Source organism: Nocardioides sp. LHG3406-4 (assembly GCF_049897745.1).
In the GTDB taxonomy this organism is placed as follows: domain Bacteria; phylum Actinomycetota; class Actinomycetes; order Propionibacteriales; family Nocardioidaceae; genus Nocardioides.
Genome location: NZ_JAFCWV010000005.1, coordinates 365,216 through 382,322 on the forward strand (window position 1 = coordinate 365,216; position 17,107 = coordinate 382,322).

The window sequence follows — 17,107 nt, forward strand, 5'->3', positions numbered from 1 at the left end:
GGATGCTAGTTGACCTGCCGGTCGCGTCCTTCCCAGTAGGGCGCCCGCAGCTTGAACTTCTGGAGCTTGCCGGTGGCGGTGCGGGCGAGCTCGTCGCGGAACTCGACGACCGTGGGTGCCTTGTAGCCGGCCGCGTTCTCCTTGCACCAGGCGATGAGCTCGGCCTCGGTGGCCATCTCACCCTCCGACAGCACGACCAGGGCCATGATCGTCTCGCCCCACTTGTCGCTGGGCACCCCGATCACGGCCACCTCGGCGACCGCCGGGTGCGAGAAGAGCACGTCCTCGACCTCGATCGAGGAGACGTTCTCGCCGCCGGTGATGATGACGTCCTTCTTGCGGTCGGTGATCGTGAGGTAGCCGTCCGCACCGATGACGCCGCCGTCACCCGTGTGGAACCAGCCGCCGGCCAGCGCGGCCTCCGTCTCCTCCGGCTGGTCCCAGTAGCCCTCCAGCACGACGTTGGAACGCGCCAGCACCTCACCGCCACCCTCGCCGTCGGCGTCGGGCTCGGAGACCGCCAGCGTCACCCCCAGGGCCGGGCCGCCGGCGCGCACCAGCCGCTCGGCCCGCTGCTCGGTGCCGAGGTCGTCCCACTCGGCGCGCGTGCGGTTGAAGGTCAGGAGGGGTGAGGTCTCCGTCAGCCCGTAGATCTGGATGAACTCCCAGCCGAGCTCCTCCTCGACCCGCACCACGGTCTTCGTCGGCGGCGGCGCGCCAGCCATGATGATGCGCACCCGGCCGCGACCGGGGATCTCGCCCTCCCAGTCCTGGGCGGCATCCAGTACGGCGGCGGCGACGGCCGGTGCGGCACACATCACCGTCACCCCGTGCTCCTCGACGCGGCGCAGGATCTCGGCTCCGTCGACCTTGCGCAGCACGATCTGCGGCACGCCCAGGCCGGTCATCGCGAACGGCATCCCCCACCCGTTGGCATGGAACATCGGCAGGGTGTGGAGGTAGACGTCGCGGTCGGTGACGGCGGCATGCATCGCGAAGGTGACGGCATTGACCCAGATGTTGCGGTGGGTGATCTGCACGCCCTTGGGACGCGCGGTGGTGCCCGAGGTGTAGTTGATGCACGCCGTGGCGTTCTCGTCGGGCTCCCACGTCGCGGGGTCCACGCCCTCGGCCGCATAGAGGCTGTCGTCGTCGCCGAGCACGAACCGGTGCTCTGCTCCGACGTCCGCCAGGGACTCGTCGAGCTCGGGGTCGACATAGAGCACCCGCGATCCCGAGTGCTCGACGATGTAGGCGACCTCGTCGGGCCGGAGCCGGAAGTTGACAGGCACCAGCACCCGGCCGGAGCCCGCCACGGCGAAGAACGACGTGAGCAGTCGAGCGCTGTTGTGGGAGACCACCGCGACCCGCTCTCCGGGCCGGATGCCGAGCTCGTCGAGCCGGGCCGCCTGGCGCCGCGCCAGCGCCGCCAGCTCGGCGTAGGTCAGGGCCCCGAGGGATGCGGCCGGCTGGTCCGGCTCGTCCACGACACCGATGCGGTCGGCGTACACGGTCTGGGCACGGTCGATGAAGTCGGACACGCTGAACGGGACGATCACGGTGCCTCCTGGACGCTCGTCGTGACCGTCATCACTCTAGTGAGCCGCGGGTTGCCTGCGGGTTGTCCAGCCCCGGTCGACCCGGTCAGGCGCGTCGCCACGATCGTCGCGGTGACGGGCAGCGTCGTCATGCCGGCCGCGACGAGGCCGATGAGAGGCCTCTCACCGCCGGAGGGACCCGGGCGGGGGCTTGTGGTGCGTCGGGACGGTTTCGAACCGCCGACCGCTCGGGTGTAAACCGAGTGCTCTACCGCTGAGCTACCGACGCCGGAGCGCTCACCCTACGGGAGCCCTACGGAAGGGCCCACACGGCTGGTTCCGGGACCGGACCCAGCGTGAACGAGGCACAAATGAAAAGAGTCGAGCCGCTGACGTCTCGGGTCATCAGCGGCTCGACATGGAGAAGACTACGACCTGGTTCCAACCCTTGTCACCCGAATCCCGGAAATCGTTGGGAATTTCCTCGAGTGCGCTCTAGACCACTGCCTGCAGCTGGGCCAGGTGCTCGTCGAGGTCCCGGCCCTCCGGCATCGCGTTGTGCACCGCCCAGGCGAGGTTGCCGTCCCGGTCGATGACGTACGACGACCGGCGCGGGCAGCCCTTGGCCTCGTCGAAGACGTCGTACGCCGAGGAGACCGCACCGTGCGGCCAGAAGTCGGAGAGCAGCGGGAAGTTCAGCCCGTCGGAGTCGGCGAAGGCGCGCAGCGCGTAGACCGGGTCGCAGGAGATGCCGAGCACCTCCGTGTCGAAGGTCATGAACTGCGCGAGCCGGTCGCGGATCCCGGCCATCTCGCCGGTGCACACGCCGGAGAAGGCGTAGGGGTAGAAGAAGATGACGACCGCCTTACGCCCGCGGAAGTCCGACAGGGTGACGTCGGCTCCGAACTGGTCGCGCAGGGTGAAGTCGGGCGCCGGCCCGCCCAGGGAGAGTCCATTCATGGTGGCTTCATTCTCCCACTCGGGTCCGGGCGGCCCGATGGCGGCTCAGCCCTGCTCGACCAGCTCGCGCTTGATGACCTTGCCGGTCGCGTTGCGCGGCAGCTCGTCGAGGAAGACGATCTCTCGCGGCACCTTGTAGCGCGCGAGGTGGTCCTCGACCCAGTCCTCGAGGTCGGCCTCGGAGGCGGCGTCCGGGCCGGCCAGCACCACGAAGGCCCGCAGCCGCGCGCCGTAGTCGGCGTCATCGACACCGGTCACCGCCACGTCCACAACCGCCTCATGACGCGCCAGGCAGTCCTCGACCTCCTGGGGGAAGACGTTCTCGCCGCCGCTGACGATCATGTCGTCGTCGCGACCCTCGACGTAGAGCCGGCCGTCGGGCCCGATGCGACCCACGTCGCCGGTCGACATCAACCCGTCGATCATGTCCTTGCCTCCGCCGCCGGTGTAGCCCTCGAAGAGCAGCGAGTTCCCCACGAAGATCCGGCCGGCCTCGCCTTCGGTGACCTCCTCGCCGTGCTCGTCGTACACCTTGACGATCGTGCTGTACGGCGGGCGACCGGCCGACGAGGGAGCCTCCCGGAGGTCCTCGGGGCCGGCCACGCTTGCGTAGGCCACCTCGGTGGACCCGTAGGTGTTGTAGAGGTTGTCGCCGAACCGGTCCATCCACGCCAGGGCCAGGTCCCCCGGGAGCGCCGACCCCGACGCCGCGACGACGCGCAGCGACGTCTCGTCGAGCTCGTCGAGAGTCGCGGCGGGCAGGGCCAGGATCCGCTGGAGCATCACCGGGACGACGACGAGCGACTCACACCGCTTGTCGCGCACGACGCGGAGCGCCTCCTCGGGGTCGAAGGTGCGGCGCAGCACGACTGTGGAGCCGAGCAGCATGGCCAGGAGAAGGTGCGCGAGGCCCCAGGTGTGGAACAGCGGCGCGGCGATGTGGGTGCGCCACCCGTGGCGCATCGGGATCCGCGAGAGCAGGGCCACGGCGGCGTCGAGGCCCGCCTCGTTGCGTGGGGCCCCCTTCGGGGTGCCGGTCGTGCCCGAGGTCAGGATGACGATCCGGGCGTGTCGCGACGGAGGAGCCAGATCGGTGACGGGGTACGTCGCGACGAGGGACTCGAGGGTCGTCGTGCCCTCTGCGGGCTCGTCGGTCCAGGCCACCACGCGGTCGGCGTCCTCGACCGCGGCCAGCAACCCGGTGAACTCCTCGTCGTGGATGATCACGCCGGGCTGCTCGCGGTCGAGCACGTCGACGAGCTGAGGTCCGGCGAAGGCGGTGTTGAGGAAGAGGAGGTCGGCACCGAGCTTCGCGACCGCGACCGTGGCGTCGACGAAACCACGGTGGTTGCGGCACATCACGGCCACGGAGTCTCCGGGGCCGATGCCGCGCTCGGCCAGCGCGTGGGCGAGAGCGTTGCTGCGGCGGTGCAGGTCGCCGAACGTGAGGGGACCCAGCTCGTCGACCAGCCCGACGCGGTCGGGCGATCGGGCGGCCAGCGCGGTGAAGCCACCGGCAGGACCGGTGCCCCACCTGCTCACGGCTCGCAGGATCCCGACGAGAGCGCCCGGCGGGTACGGGCGCACCACTCCCGCTTCGGTCAGCACCTTCACGCTGACCGCCGCCGAGGCCGCGCGGCCCATGAGCCTCTTCATGGTGAGAGTCGTACCCGGCTGACCGGCGCTCCTCGGCGGCTAGGCCGGCGTCTTGGGGGCCACGAGCCGGGTGGCCTGCCAGTCCTTGCTGACCGCCGCCGTGGTCGTCTGGGCGAGTCCGGCGATCGGGGCGGCCTCGGCGATGTCCGCCGCGTCGACGCTTCCCGGCCGACCCACCTTGGGCGTGAGCAGCCAGATCGCCCCACCCCCGACGAGGTCGGTCAGCGCGTCCACCAGGCCGTCGACCAGGTCGCCGTCGTCGTCGCGCCACCACAGCAGTACGGCGTCGACGACGTTCCCGTAGTCACCGTCCACGAGGTCGGCGTCGATGGTGTCCTCGACGGCCATGCGCAGCTCGTCGTCGGTGTCGTTGTCCCAGCCGAGCTCCTGGACAACCATGCCCTGCTTGAGTCCCAGCCGTGCTGCCGGCGTATCGGCACCACTGCTCTGGCTACCGGACTGATCACCGGTCTGGGCGGACTCGCCGCCCATCGTCGCGCTCACCGCACGCCTCCTTGTTCTCGTCGTGTCCGCCCTGCCAGCGCAGGGAGTGGGGAGTAGTCCAGCGGAGTTGGGACAAGGGCGCAACCCTGCGCGCTCCACCCGTCGGTGTGCGAGTACTCAAGGGTAGATTTTGTGTGCGACACGCACATGCGACGATGAACACGTGACCGATCAGTCCAGCGAAGAGCGCAGCGGCGTCCCCACCCCATCGGATGCCCCCAAGAAGGCCGTGATCCACGAAGGGCTGCCGACCCAGCTCCCCGACATCGACCCAGACGAGACGACCGAGTGGATCGACTCGTTCGACGCGATGATCGACGACCGCGGCCGCGAGCGTGCCCGCTACGTCATGCTCCGGCTTCTCGAGCGGGCGCGGGAGAAGCAGGTCGGCGTCCCGGCCCTGCGCAGCACCGACTACATCAACACCATCCCGCCCGAGCGCGAGCCGTGGTTCCCCGGCGACGAGGAGATCGAGCGGCGGATCCGCGCGTTCATCCGCTGGAACGCCGCCGTCATGGTGTCCAGCGCCAACCGCAAGGGCCTCGAGGTCGGCGGGCACATCGCGACCTACCAGTCCTCGGCGAGCCTCTACGAGGTCGGCTTCAACCACTTCTTCCGCGGCCACGACCACCCAGGCGGCGGCGACCAGATCTACTTCCAGGGACACGGCTCCCCCGGCATCTACTCCCGGGCGTTCCTCGAAGGCCGGCTGACCGAAGACCAGCTGCACCGGTTCCGCCAGGAGGTCCAGCACGGCCCGGGCGCCGGCCTGCCGTCGTACCCGCACCCGCGCCTGATGCCGGACTTCTGGGAGTTCCCCACCGTCTCGATGGGCCTGACGGGGATCAACTCCATCTACCAGGCACGCTTCAACCGCTACCTGTCCAACCGCGGCATCAAGGACACCAGCCAGCAGCACGTGTGGGCGTTCCTCGGCGACGGCGAGATGGCCGAGCCCGAGTCCCTCGGCGCCATCGGCGTGGCCGCGCGCGAGGAGCTCGACAACCTCACCTGGGTCATCAACTGCAACCTGCAACAGCTCGACGGCCCGGTGCGCGGCAACGGCAAGATCATCCAGGAGCTGGAGTCCACCTTCCGCGGTGCCGGCTGGAACGTCATCAAGGTCGTGTGGGGCCGGGAGTGGGACGCCCTGCTCGCCCGCGACGTCGACGGTGTGCTCGTCAACCAGATGAACACCACCCCCGACGGGGCCTTCCAGACCTACTCGACCGAGTCGGGCGGCTACATCCGCGAGCACTTCTTCGGCGGTGACCAGCGCCTGCGCCGGATGGTCGAGCACATGACCGACAGCCAGATCGAGCACCTGCCGCGCGGCGGTCATGACTACCGCAAGGTGTACGCCGCCTTCGACGCCGCCACCAAGCACGTCGGCCAGCCGACGGTGATCTTGGCCCACACGATCAAGGGCTGGACCATCGACGCACTGGAGGGGAAGAACGCCACCCACCAGATGAAGAAGCTCACCCAGGACGACCTCAAGAAGTACCGCGACCGGCTCTACCTGCCGATCAGCGACCGCGACCTGACGGAGTCCTACGAGAAGACCGGCGGCGCGCCGTTCTTCCACCCTGGGATGGACTCCCCCGAGATCCAGTACATGCTCGACCGCCGCAGGGCGCTCGGTGGCTCGCTGCCGCGACGCCTGGACCGGTCCTCGACGCTGAAGCTGCCGGGTGACGCGGTCTACTCCGAGCTCAAGCAGGGCTCGGGCAAGAACAAGATCGCCTCCACCATGGCCGTCGTCCGCCTGCTCAAGGACTGGATGAAGGACCCGGAGATCGGCAAGCGGATCGTGCCGATCGCCCCGGACGAGTACCGCACGTTCGGCATGGACGCGATGTTCCCGACGGCGAAGGTCTACAACCCGGGCGGCCAACAGTACGAGTCGGTCGACCGCAAGTTGTTGCTGGCCTACAAGGAGTCGCAGCAGGGCCAGATGCTCCACGAGGGCATCTCGGAGGCCGGCGCCATGGCTTCCGCGACGGCTGCCGGGTCGGCGTACTCCACGCACGGCGAGCACATGATCCCGTTCTACATCTTCTACTCGATGTTCGGGTTCCAGCGCACCGGCGACTCCATCTGGGCGATGGCCGACCAGCTCGCCCGGGGCTTCCTCATCGGCGCCACGGCAGGTCGCACCACGCTGACCGGCGAGGGCCTCCAGCACGCCGACGGGCACTCGCCGCTGATCGCAGCGACCAACCCCGCCGTCGTGCACTACGACCCGTGCTTCGCCTACGAGATCAGCCACATCATGCAGTCCGGGCTGGAGCGCATGTACGGCGCCGACGCCGAGAACGTCATCTTCTACCTCACCGTCTACAACGAGCCCGTCTCGCAGCCGAAGGAGCCCGACGACGTCGACGTCGACGGCATCCTCAAGGGCATGCACCGGGTGTCGACCGGCGAGGGCGACGGCCCGCGGGTGCAGCTGCTCGCCTCGGGCGTCGGCTTCCCGTGGATCGAGGACGCCCAGCGGATGCTGGCCGAGGAGTGGGGCGTAGCCGCCGACACCTGGTCGGTGACGTCGTGGAACGAGCTCTCCCGCGACGCCATCACGGCCGAGAGCTGGAACCTCCTCCACCCCGACCAGGACCCCCGCCGGGCCTACGTCGCCGACAAGCTGGCCGACGCGGCCGGCCCGAAGGTGGCCGTGTCCGACTACATGCGGGCCGTGCCGATGCAGATCGCGCGCTGGGTGCCCGGTGACTACCGGGTCCTCGGCACCGACGGCTTCGGGTTCGCCGACACCCGCGCGGCCGCCCGACGCTACTTCCACGTCGATGCCCCGTCGGTCGTCGTCGCAGCGCTGCAGGCACTCGCCGACGCCGGCGAGATCCCCCGCGAGAAGGTCATCGAGGCGTTCACCAAGTACCGCATCGACGACCCCACCGCCGTCCGGGACGTGGAGCAGGAGGGCGGCGACGCCTGACGGCTGCGCGCCGGCGCTCAGGCGCCGGCGCTGCCGCCGATCGGGTGCACGGGTGCGATCGGCCCTTCGCCGGCCTCGGCCTGGCGGGCAGGGCGGGCGCTCCCGTCCTCGAGCAGCCTGCGCCAGCGTGCCCGGGTGAAGGTCGCGGGCTGGGTCGTGCGGACGAAGTCGTTGAGGATCCGCACGAACCGCTGCGGGTGGTCCTTGTGCGGGAAGTGCCCGGCGTTCGGGATGACCTCGACCCGCGCCAGCGGTGCCAGCTCGGTCACGTTGGCGGCGTGGGTCACCGGGATCACCCGGTCGTCCTCACCCCACACCACGCACATCGGCATCGCCTCGGTGAGGTAGGCGCGGTCGGACATGGTGACGATCTGGCCGCGCCAGTCGACCACCGCGCGCACGACGTGCCGGATCGCGGCGCGCGAGCGCGGGTCCTTGAAGGAGTCGTAGATCTCGGCGACCTCGTCGAGATCACGTGCGGGCTTCCAGCCCGTGGCCGCCAGGGCACGCAGGCCGACCACCCCGGCGTGCCGGATGCCGGGCAGGGTGAGCATCCCCATGGCCTGGTGGAACCCGGGGGTCGTGATGGCGCGGATCGCGGGGCTGACCTCGGGTCCGAGCCCGCCGGTGGAGACCAGCAGCATCCGCTCCGTGCGCTCGGGGAACTGGTAGGCGAACTGCATGGCGATGCCGCCGCCGAAGCTGTGGCCGACCACGGTGACCTTGTCGACACCGAGCACGGTCAGCAGGTCGCGCATCCCGTTGGCGTAGCCACCGACGCTGTAGTCGGCTCGCGGCTTGTCGGATCGGCCGTGGCCGAGCAGGTCGGGTGCGATCACGGTGTAGCGGCGGGCCAGGGAGGAGATCACGGAGTCCCAGGTGGTGTGGTCGCAGCCCAGCCCGTGGAGCAGCAGCACGACCGGACCGTGCCCGGCCTTCACGAAGGCGCGACGGTGACCGTGGATGTCGACGTACGTGACCTCGTGCCGCGCCTTTGTCACAGATCCTCCTGCGGTGATCGATCAGCGATTCAATCATCAACCACCCCGCGGCCGGTCACGCCGCCCTGCACTAGCCTCGTCGACATGGGTGCGGAGCCGAGCGACATCACGCAGAGCCCGCCGTCGCGCGACCGCGCCGCCGACGCCCTGGCCCGCTCGACGGGGATGCTCAGCAGGACCGCGATGGCCCGCATGGAGTCCGACATGGCGTGGTTCCGCGACCTCAGCGCCGAGGACCGCTCCTGGGTGGGGCTGATCGTCCAGTCCGGCATCAAGGGCTTCGTCGACTGGTACCGCAGGTCAGACGACGTCGACGATGCCGGCGACAGCGCACTGGCGATCTCCGTCTTCGGCGCCGCGCCGCGTGCGCTCACCGGCGTCATCAACCTCCAGCAGACCGTGGAGCTCGTGCGACTGAGCATCGACGTGGTCGAGAGCAACGTCGACGAGATCCTCGACCCCGACGACGTGCCCGCCGTGCACTCGGCCGTGCTGCGCTACGCCCGCGAGGTCGCCTTCGCGACGGCGGAGGTCTACGCGCGGGCCGCCGAGGTGCGTGGTGCCTGGGACGCCCGGCTCGAGGCCCTCGTCGTCGACGCGGTGCTCCGCTCGGAGGCCGACGAGAGCGTCCTCTCGCGTGCCAACGCCCTCGGCTGGGGCGACCACGGCGACGTCGTGGTGGTCCTCGGGTCGGTGCGCCCCGAGCACGCCGAGCACCACCTCTTCGACGAGGTACGCCGCCTCGCGGGCGCCGCCGGCATGGACGCCCTGTGCGCCACCCAGGGCGACCGGCTGGTCGTCGTGCTCGGCGGGGTGCGCGACGAGCTCAAGGGCGCGGAGCAGGTGGTGTCGGCGTTCGGCCCCGGGCCCGTGGTGGTCGGCCCGATCACCTCCGACCTCAGCCATGCCCACCTCTCGGCACGGGCCGCGCTCTCGGCCCACCGCAGCGCCGGCGGCTGGCCCGAGGCACCCAGGCCGGTGCGCACCACGGACCTTCTTCCCGAGCGGGCGCTGGCCGGCGACGGGCACGCGCGGCGGCACCTGGTCGAGGAGATCTACCTGCCACTGGCCACCGCGAAGGGCACCCTCGTGGAGACGCTCGCCGCCTACTTCGGGTCGGGTGCCTCGCTCGAGGGCGCCGGCCGGGCGCTGTTCGTGCACCCCAACACGGTGCGCTACCGCCTGCGCCAGGTCGCCGACCTGACCGGATATGCGGCCGGCACGCCGCGCGACGCCTTCACGTTGCAGATCGCGCTGGTCCTGGGTCGGCAGTCGGGCCGAGATTCGTTGTAGGGACCCTACAAAGTTTGGCCGGGCGTTTTCGTGCGCGCCGGAGGCGCCACCAGGGCCTCCGACCCGGCAGGCTGGACTGGTGCTCGTCATCGTCGCTCCCGGTCAGGGAGCCCAGACTTCCGGATTCCTCCGACCGTGGCTGGAGGACCCCACCTTCCGCTCCCGTTTCGAGTGGCTCTCGACCGTCGCCGGCCTCGACCTGGTGCACTACGGCACCGAGGCCGACGCGGACGCGATCCGGGACACCCAGATCGCCCAGCCCCTGCTCGTGGCCACCGGCCTGGTCGCCGCGCTCGAGCTCTTCCCTCACCCTGCCGACGCCTTCGCTCAGATCGGTGCGGTGGCCGGCCACAGCGTCGGCGAGCTGACCGCCGCCACCGGCGCCCGCGTCATCACCGCCGAGCAGGCAATGGTGCTCGTGCGTGAGCGGGGCCGCGCGATGGCGCAGGCGGCCGCCGTCACCCCGACGGGCATGACGGCGATCCTGGGCGGCGACCGTGACGCCGTGCTCACCGCGCTGGAGAAGCACGGCCTCACCCCCGCCAACGACAACGGCCCGGGCCAGATCGTCGCCGCCGGCACCGCCGAGCAGCTCGCCGCCCTGGCCGAGGACGCACCGGAGAAGGCCCGGTTGATGCCGCTCAGCGTCGCCGGGGCCTTCCACACCCGGCACATGGAGCCGGCGGTCGGCCAGCTGGCCGCCCACGCCCGCTCGGTCTCCACCCACGACCCGCGCACGCGGGTCATCTCCAACAAGGACGGCAACGTCGTGCACGACGGCCGCGAGGTGCTGGCCCGGATGGTCGGCCAGATCGCCAACCCGGTGCGGTGGGACCTCTGCATGGACACCATGCTCGACCTCGGCGTCACCGGCATCCTCGAGATGCCGCCGGCCGGCACCCTGACGGGCATCGCCAAGCGAGCGATGAAGGGCGTCGAGACCTTCGCCCTCAAGTCTCCCGAGCAGCTCGACGACGCCCGCGCCTTCTGCGACAAGCACGGGGAGGCCTCCCCCATGGAGAACTCCCCGACCTGGCGGATGGTGGTCTCACCCGTCAAGGGCATGTTCCACCGAGCCGACGAGGCCACCGACGGGGACCTCCTGGCCCCCGGCTCGGCCATCGGCGACGTGGCCAGCTCCCGCGACCGCATCACCGTCAGCACGGCGCACGGCGGCCAGATCGTCGAGTGGCTCGTCGAGGACGGCGACCCCGTCTCACCGGGCCAGCCGTTGCTGCGCCTCCACCCGGAAGGTATGAACTGATGGCCGGTCTCACCAGCCCGACGGGGGCGCCCCACGCGGCGATCCTCGGCCTCGGCACCTACCGTCCCACCCGGGTCGTCCCCAACGCCGAGGTCGTCGAGGCGATCGACTCGAGCGACGAGTGGATCCAGCAGCGCTCAGGCATCAAGTCCCGTCGTTGGGCCGGTCCCGAGGAGTCGGTCCAGATGATGTCGGTGGCGGCGTCGCGGATCGCCCTCGAGAGGGCAGGCCTCGACCCCCGCCAGATCGACTGCGTGGTGGTCGCGACCGTCAGCCACATGCTCCAGACCCCGGCCGTGGCGACCGCGATCGCGCACGAGCTGGGCACCGAGCAGGCCGCCGCGTTCGACATCTCCGCGGCATGCGCGGGCTTCTGTCACGGGATCGCCATGGCCTCCGACTTCGTCCGCGCCGGCAGCGCCCGCCACGTCCTGGTCATCGGCGTCGAGCGCCTCACCGACATCCTCGACCTCAACGACCGCGGGACGGCCTTCATCTTCGCCGACGGCGCCGGTGCAGCCGTCGTGGGACCCAGCGAGACCCCCGGTATCGGTCCGGTGGTGTGGGGATCCGACGGGGAGCAGTTCGACCTGATCCGTCAGCGTGAGGACTGGCGCGACGTGATCGCGTCCGGAGACCTGGTCATGCCCCACCTGACGATGCAGGGCAACCCCGTCTTCCGGTGGGCGTCCTTCGCCATGGCCAAGGTCGGTCAGCAGGCCCTGGACCGGGCCGGGGTGACCCTCGACGAGCTCGACGTATTCGTGCCCCACCAGGCCAACATGCGCATCACCGACGCGATGGCACGCTCGATGAAGCTGCCCGAGCGGGTGCGCATCGCCCGCGACATCGCCGACCAGGGCAACACCTCGGCCGCCTCGGTCCCGCTCGCGCTCGACCGGATGATCGCCGAGGGCGACGCCAAGTCGGGCGACACCGCCCTGCTCATCGCCTTCGGCGCCGGTCTCGCGTACGCCGCCCAGGTCGTCGTCGTCCCCTGACCGCTCCACCACAGATCCGACACACAGCTCCATCACCTACGAAAAGGAAAACCAGATGGCCACCACCGAAGAGATCCGCACCGACCTCGCCGACATCGTCAACGAGGTCGCCGGCATCCCCGCCGAGGACGTCCAGCTCGACAAGTCGTTCGTCGACGACCTCGACGTCGACTCGCTGTCGATGGTCGAGGTGGTCGTGGCCGCCGAGGAGAAGTTCGGCGTCGCGATCCCCGACGACGAGGTCAAGAACCTCAAGACCGTGGGCGACGCCGTCGCGTTCATCGAGCGCGCCCAGGGCTGACCGCCCCAAGTCGCCGCCCCAGCACACCCCTCGCACAGGAAGTAGTCACCCATGAGCAGCACTCGTGTCGTCGTGACCGGACTCGGCACCACCAGCCCCGTCGGCGGAGACGTCGCCAGCACCTGGGAGGCCATGCTCAAGGGCGAGTCCGGCGTCCGCCGGATCGAGGAGGACTGGGGCGACGACTTCCCGGTCAAGATCGCCGCGACCGCCAAGGTCGACCCGACGAGCGTGCTCGACCGGGTCAAGGCCCGACGCCTCGATCGTTCGTCGCAGCTGGCGCTCGTGGCGGCCATGGAGGCCTGGGCCGACTCGGGCCTCGGCGAGGGGGGTGTCGAGGCGGAGCGTCTCGGCGTCTGCCTGGCCTCCGGCATCGGCGGCGTGCACACGCTGCTGTCCAACTACGACACCCTCCGGGACAAGGGCTTCCGGCGGGTCTCACCGCTCGCCGTACCCATGCTCATGCCGAACGCCCCGGCCGCGAACGTCGGGCTGTACGTCGGCGCGCGGGCCGCGGTCAACACCCCGGTGTCCGCCTGCGCCTCCGGCAACGAGGCGATCGCCCTGGGGCTGGACCAGATCCAGCTGGGCCGAGCCGACGTGATGCTGTGCGGCGGCACCGAGGCAGCCATCCACGCGCTGCCGATGGCGGCCTTCGCCCAGATGATGGCGCTCTCCAAGAACCCCGGTGACCCGGCCACGGTGTCGCGGCCGTGGGACGTCGCGCGTGACGGCTTCGTGCTGGGCGAGGGCTCGGGGGTGCTGGTGCTCGAGTCCGAGGAGCACGCGCGGGCCAGAGGAGCCACCATCTACGCCGAGGTGCTCGGCGCCACGATCACCAACGACGGCCACGACATCGCCCAGCCCGACCCCAGCGGGCAAGGTGGGTCGCGGGCGATGGCCGGCGCGATCAAGGCTGCCGACATCGCCCCGTCCGACGTCATCCACATCAACGCCCACGCGACCTCGACCCCGCTGGGTGACATCGCCGAGGGCCTGATGATCCACTCGGTCCTCGGGGACGCGGCGGACGACGTGGTCGTGACGAGCACCAAGTCGATGACCGGGCACCTGCTCGGTGGGGCCGGCGCCCTGGAGGCCGTGGCCACCGTCCTGGCGCTCCGCGACCGGGTCTCCCCGCCGACGATCAACCTCGACGACAAGGACCCCCAGGTCGACCTGGACATCCCGACCGAGCGCCGCGACCTGCGCACCGGCGACGCCGTGGCGATCAACAACTCCTTCGGCTTCGGCGGCGCCAACGTCGCCGTCGTTTTCGGGTCCGTCTGATGACCACCACGGCCGCGGCCAAGCCCGCGAAGCTGCCCCGCGACGAGGACCCTCGCAACCCGGTGCACCGGCTCACCGCGCTGCTCGACGAGGGCACGCTCGAGCTGCTCACCGCCGACGACGACTCGGGCATGCTCGCCGCGGTCGGCCGGGTCAACGGCACCTCGGTGGTCGCCTTCTGCTCCGACGCGACCGTCATGGGCGGCGCCATGGGCGACGTCGGCTGCCGCGTCGTCGTCGATGCCTACCACCGCGCGATCACCGACGGCGTGCCGATCATCGGGCTCTGGCACTCCGGAGGCGCCCGGCTGGCCGAGGGCGTGCTCTCCCTCCACGCGGTGGGCCGCATCTTCCACGTGATGACCCAGGCCTCGGGCGTTATCCCGCAGGTCTCCGTCGTGCTCGGCCCGGCCGCCGGCGGCGCTGCCTACGGCCCCGCCCTCACCGACGTCGTCATCCTCGGCCCCGACGGCCGGATCTTCGTCACCGGCCCCGACGTGGTGCGCTCGGTGACGGGCGAGGACGTCGACATGCTCCGGCTGGGCGGCCCGGAGCCGCACGGGCGCCGCTCGGGCGTCGTACACATCCTGACGGAGTCGGAGCAGGAGGCTCTCGAGCGAGCCCGCACCGTCGCCACGCTCCTCGGCTCGCAGGGCAGCCTCGACGCCGCCGCGGTCGAGGACCGCGACCTCGAGGCCCTGCTCCCGGAGTCCAAGAAGCGCGCGTACGACGTGCATCCTCTCGTCGAGTCGATCCTCGACGAGGGCACCGCCCAGGAGCTGCACACCCGCTGGGCGCCCAACATCGTCACCGCCCTCGGACGCTTCGGGGGCCGCACCGTGGGCGTGGTCGCCAACAACCCGCTGCGCCTCGGCGGCTGCCTCGACTCCCTGTCGGCTGAGAAGGCGTCCCGCTTCGTGCGCATGTGCGACGCGTTCGGCGTCCCGCTCATCGTCGTGGTCGACGTGCCCGGCTACCTGCCGGGCGTCGGCCAGGAGTGGGACGGCGTCGTACGCCGTGGCGCCAAGCTCCTGCATGCCTTCGGCGAGTGCGTGGTCCCCCGGGTCACCCTGGTCACCCGCAAGACCTACGGCGGCGCCTACATCGCGATGAACGCGCGCTCCCTCGGCGCCACCCGCGTGCTCGCCTGGCCGGGCGCCGAGGTGGCCGTGATGGGCGCGGTGGCCGCGATCCGCATCCTGCACCGGCGCAAGCTGGCCGAGGTCTCCCCCGAGATCCGCCCTCAGGTGGAGGCGGAGCTGGCAGCGGAGCACGAGCGGATCGCTGGTGGCGTCGACAAGGCTGTCGAGATCGGCGTGGTCGACGAGGTCGTCCAGCCCTCGGCGACCCGCTCGGCGATCGCGCACGCCATCGTCGAGGCCGTCGACACCGTCGGCGTACGACGCGGCGCGCACGGCAACATCCCGCTCTGAGACCATCCCCATGGTGTTGTCTCGGCGCAGGTTCGTGCCCGCGCCGAGTCACACCACCTGGTGAAGCCACCTCACGGGCGCGCCCTCGCCGGCGTGACGGAACGTCTCCAGCTCGTCGTCCCACGGCCTGCCGAGCAGCTTGTCGATCTCGTTGAGCAGCGTGGTGTCGCCCAGTGCTGCCTTGACGACGGCGGCCTTGAGCCGGTCCTCGGGGATCATCAGGTCGCCGTGCAGCCCGGTGACGGCGTGGAAGACGCCGAGCTCGGGAGTGAAGGAGAAGCGGGCGCCCTCGGTGCCGGAGGTCGGCTCCTCGGTGATCTCGAAGCGCAGGTGGTTCCAGCCTCGCAGAGCCGAGGCGACCGCCGCGGCAGAGCCCACGGCCCCGCTCCAGGAGAGCTCGGCTCGGTAGGTGCCGGGCTGGGCGGGCTGTGGCGTCCAGTCCAGGCTCACGGCAACGCCAAGGACACCGCCTACCGCCCACTCGATGTGGGGACACAGCGCCGACGGCGCCGAGTGGACGTACATGACGCCCCGGGTGGCAGTGCGGGTTGCAGTAGTAGCGGTCACCGTGACCTCCTCATTCACCGGCGTCGAGGTACGCCTTCCCCAGCGGTCTCGATGTGGTGATCAGGTGTTCGGTGACACGTATGTGGTTGGTGGATCCATTGTGACCCATGAGACAGGCGAGCGCCAGTGATACGGGCGCGGGCGCTCCGGCGTGTCCGAGGGCCGAACCGTCAGCCGATCCGCTTCTCGAGCAGCTCGGCACGCAGCGCGGCGTCGGTGATCTCGTCGCTGTCGATCGCGTGCGCGCGGTGGAACCATGCCAAGGCATCGCCCTCACGCCCGGCGGCCTCGAGAGTGTCGGCGTACGCGTAGCGCAGGCGCACCACCCAGGCCGAGCGGCTCTTCGACGCCAGCGGGGCCAGCTCCAGCGTGCGCAGCGCTGCGTCGAGCTGCCCCATGTCGCGCCGGGCACCCGACTCGACCAGGGTCATCTCCGCCTTGGCCTCGGCAGAGAAGTTCGGGACGGACGGGCTCTTCGCGAGCTTGATGGCCTGCTCCGGCTGGCCCAGGGCGCGATGGCAGTCGGCCATGATCGGCAGGTAGGCGGTGGCGCCGTTCATGCGCTTGGCTGCGCGCAGCTCCGAGAGCGCCTCCGCGTAGTGACCGGCTGCGTACGCCGCCTCGCCGGCGGCCTCCCGCACCACGGCCAGTCTCGGGGCCCGGGCGCGCGCCGCCAGCGCGTGCTGGTAGGCCGTCTCCGGGTCCTCGTCGATGAGCGTGCCCGCCGCGGCCAGGTGCCGCGCCACCCGAGCAGCGAGCTTCTCGGGGAGCCCCTTCAGCTGAGCGATCACCGACCGGTCCAGCTCCTTGCCGGTGATCTCCTCCGGCAGCTCCGGGCCGTCGTACTGCGCCTGGTCGACCGTGCGTGCCACCCGGTCGTCGCGATCTCCCCGACGGTCGTCGCGCCGCTTGAAGTCGCCGCCCCTCGCGTCGCGAACGCGGTCGGCCCGACCACCGCCGGAGCGCTCCGGCTTACCGCCGCGCTCGGGCTTGCCGCCGTGGTCGGGCCGGCCAGCGCCGCGCTCGGGCTTGCCGCCACGGTCCGGCTTGCCGCCACGGTCCGGCTGGGCACGGCCAGACCCCGTGGGGCGCCCGCCCCCCGCACGACTCGGGCGCTGACTGCGACGTTCCTCGGCCACGGCTTCACCTTTCAGGGAGTGCACGTTCTTCGAACCCACGAATGGGGCTAAATGGCGTAGAGGCCACCCTATCCGGGTGGCCTCTACGGAGTGTATGTCCGGCGGCGTCCTACTCTCCCACAGCCTCTCGGTTGCAGTACCATCGGCGCTGAAAGGCTTAACTTCCGGGTTCGGTATGGGACCGGGTGTTTCCCTTTCGCTATGGCC

The 17,107-nt window shown here is 70.8% G+C and carries 14 protein-coding genes, 1 tRNA gene and 1 rRNA gene; 7 read left to right on the forward strand and 9 right to left on the reverse strand.

All coding sequences use genetic code 11. The features are described 5' to 3' along the window. Positions 1–5: 5 nt before the first annotated feature. The 5 genes from ACP7BP_RS18560 to ACP7BP_RS18580 form a co-directional block, all read right to left on the reverse strand. Positions 6–1,559 carry an AMP-binding protein gene (locus ACP7BP_RS18560; RefSeq protein ID WP_426246745.1) on the reverse strand — a complete coding sequence of 518 codons (1,554 nt, stop codon included), beginning with the start codon at positions 1,557–1,559 and terminating at the stop codon, positions 6–8. A gap of 193 nt (positions 1,560–1,752) precedes the next feature. Then, positions 1,753–1,827: transfer RNA gene (locus ACP7BP_RS18565), tRNA-Val, on the reverse strand. 206 nt (positions 1,828–2,033) lie between these two features. Then, positions 2,034–2,498, reverse strand: a complete 465-nt coding sequence (locus ACP7BP_RS18570) for a peroxiredoxin (RefSeq protein WP_426246746.1) — start codon at positions 2,496–2,498, stop codon at positions 2,034–2,036. A gap of 45 nt (positions 2,499–2,543) precedes the next feature. Next, positions 2,544–4,154 carry an AMP-binding protein gene (locus ACP7BP_RS18575; RefSeq protein WP_426246748.1) on the reverse strand — a complete coding sequence of 537 codons (1,611 nt, stop codon included), beginning with the start codon at positions 4,152–4,154 and terminating at the stop codon, positions 2,544–2,546. Positions 4,155–4,193: 39 nt separating this feature from the next. Continuing rightward, positions 4,194–4,646, reverse strand: coding sequence for a DUF3052 domain-containing protein (locus ACP7BP_RS18580; RefSeq protein WP_426246772.1), 453 nt, complete (start codon positions 4,644–4,646; stop codon positions 4,194–4,196). Between the two features lie 175 nt (positions 4,647–4,821). On the opposite strand from ACP7BP_RS18580, the gene aceE reads away from it, so the two are divergent. After that, positions 4,822–7,611 (forward strand): pyruvate dehydrogenase (acetyl-transferring), homodimeric type, encoded by a 2,790-nt coding sequence (aceE, locus tag ACP7BP_RS18585; RefSeq protein WP_426246750.1) that lies wholly within the window; start codon positions 4,822–4,824, stop codon positions 7,609–7,611. 17 nt (positions 7,612–7,628) lie between these two features. Here aceE and ACP7BP_RS18590 read toward each other — a convergent pair whose 3' ends face one another. After that, positions 7,629–8,612 carry an alpha/beta fold hydrolase gene (locus tag ACP7BP_RS18590; protein WP_426246752.1) on the reverse strand — a complete coding sequence of 328 codons (984 nt, stop codon included), beginning with the start codon at positions 8,610–8,612 and terminating at the stop codon, positions 7,629–7,631. A gap of 84 nt (positions 8,613–8,696) precedes the next feature. Here ACP7BP_RS18590 and ACP7BP_RS18595 point away from each other — a divergent pair, with 84 nt between their 5' ends. From ACP7BP_RS18595 to ACP7BP_RS18620, 6 genes are all read left to right on the forward strand, one after another. Further along, entirely contained in the window at positions 8,697–9,905 is a 1,209-nt protein-coding gene (locus ACP7BP_RS18595) for a PucR family transcriptional regulator (RefSeq protein WP_426246754.1), read from the forward strand. A 79-nt stretch (positions 9,906–9,984) separates the two neighbouring features. Next, entirely contained in the window at positions 9,985–11,169 is a 1,185-nt protein-coding gene (locus ACP7BP_RS18600) for an acyltransferase domain-containing protein (protein ID WP_426246755.1), read from the forward strand. Continuing rightward, positions 11,169–12,170 (forward strand): beta-ketoacyl-ACP synthase III, encoded by a 1,002-nt coding sequence (locus tag ACP7BP_RS18605; protein WP_426246757.1) that lies wholly within the window; start codon positions 11,169–11,171, stop codon positions 12,168–12,170. The genes ACP7BP_RS18600 and ACP7BP_RS18605 overlap by 1 nt, the downstream gene beginning before the upstream one ends. Positions 12,171–12,225: 55 nt before the next feature. Beyond that, positions 12,226–12,471: an acyl carrier protein gene (locus ACP7BP_RS18610; protein ID WP_248581188.1), complete on the forward strand. Its 246-nt coding sequence runs from the start codon at positions 12,226–12,228 to the stop codon at positions 12,469–12,471. 51 nt (positions 12,472–12,522) lie between these two features. After that, entirely contained in the window at positions 12,523–13,761 is a 1,239-nt protein-coding gene (locus ACP7BP_RS18615; RefSeq protein ID WP_426246758.1) for a beta-ketoacyl-[acyl-carrier-protein] synthase family protein, read from the forward strand. Beyond that, the gene (locus ACP7BP_RS18620) at positions 13,761–15,194 is read left to right on the forward strand and encodes an acyl-CoA carboxylase subunit beta (protein ID WP_426246759.1); all 1,434 of its coding nucleotides are present in this window, start codon (positions 13,761–13,763) and stop codon (positions 15,192–15,194) included. Before ACP7BP_RS18615 ends, ACP7BP_RS18620 begins: the two co-directional genes overlap by 1 nt. A 48-nt stretch (positions 15,195–15,242) precedes the next feature. Here ACP7BP_RS18620 and ACP7BP_RS18625 read toward each other — a convergent pair whose 3' ends face one another. The 3 genes from ACP7BP_RS18625 to rrf form a co-directional block, all read right to left on the reverse strand. Next, positions 15,243–15,719 carry a DUF3145 domain-containing protein gene (locus ACP7BP_RS18625; protein ID WP_426246774.1) on the reverse strand — a complete coding sequence of 159 codons (477 nt, stop codon included), beginning with the start codon at positions 15,717–15,719 and terminating at the stop codon, positions 15,243–15,245. A gap of 212 nt (positions 15,720–15,931) precedes the next feature. Beyond that, positions 15,932–16,900: a tetratricopeptide repeat protein gene (locus tag ACP7BP_RS18630; RefSeq protein WP_426246760.1), complete on the reverse strand. Its 969-nt coding sequence runs from the start codon at positions 16,898–16,900 to the stop codon at positions 15,932–15,934. Positions 16,901–16,996: 96 nt separating this feature from the next. Then, positions 16,997–17,107: ribosomal RNA gene (gene rrf, locus ACP7BP_RS18635) — 5S ribosomal RNA — on the reverse strand; the annotation flags it as partial.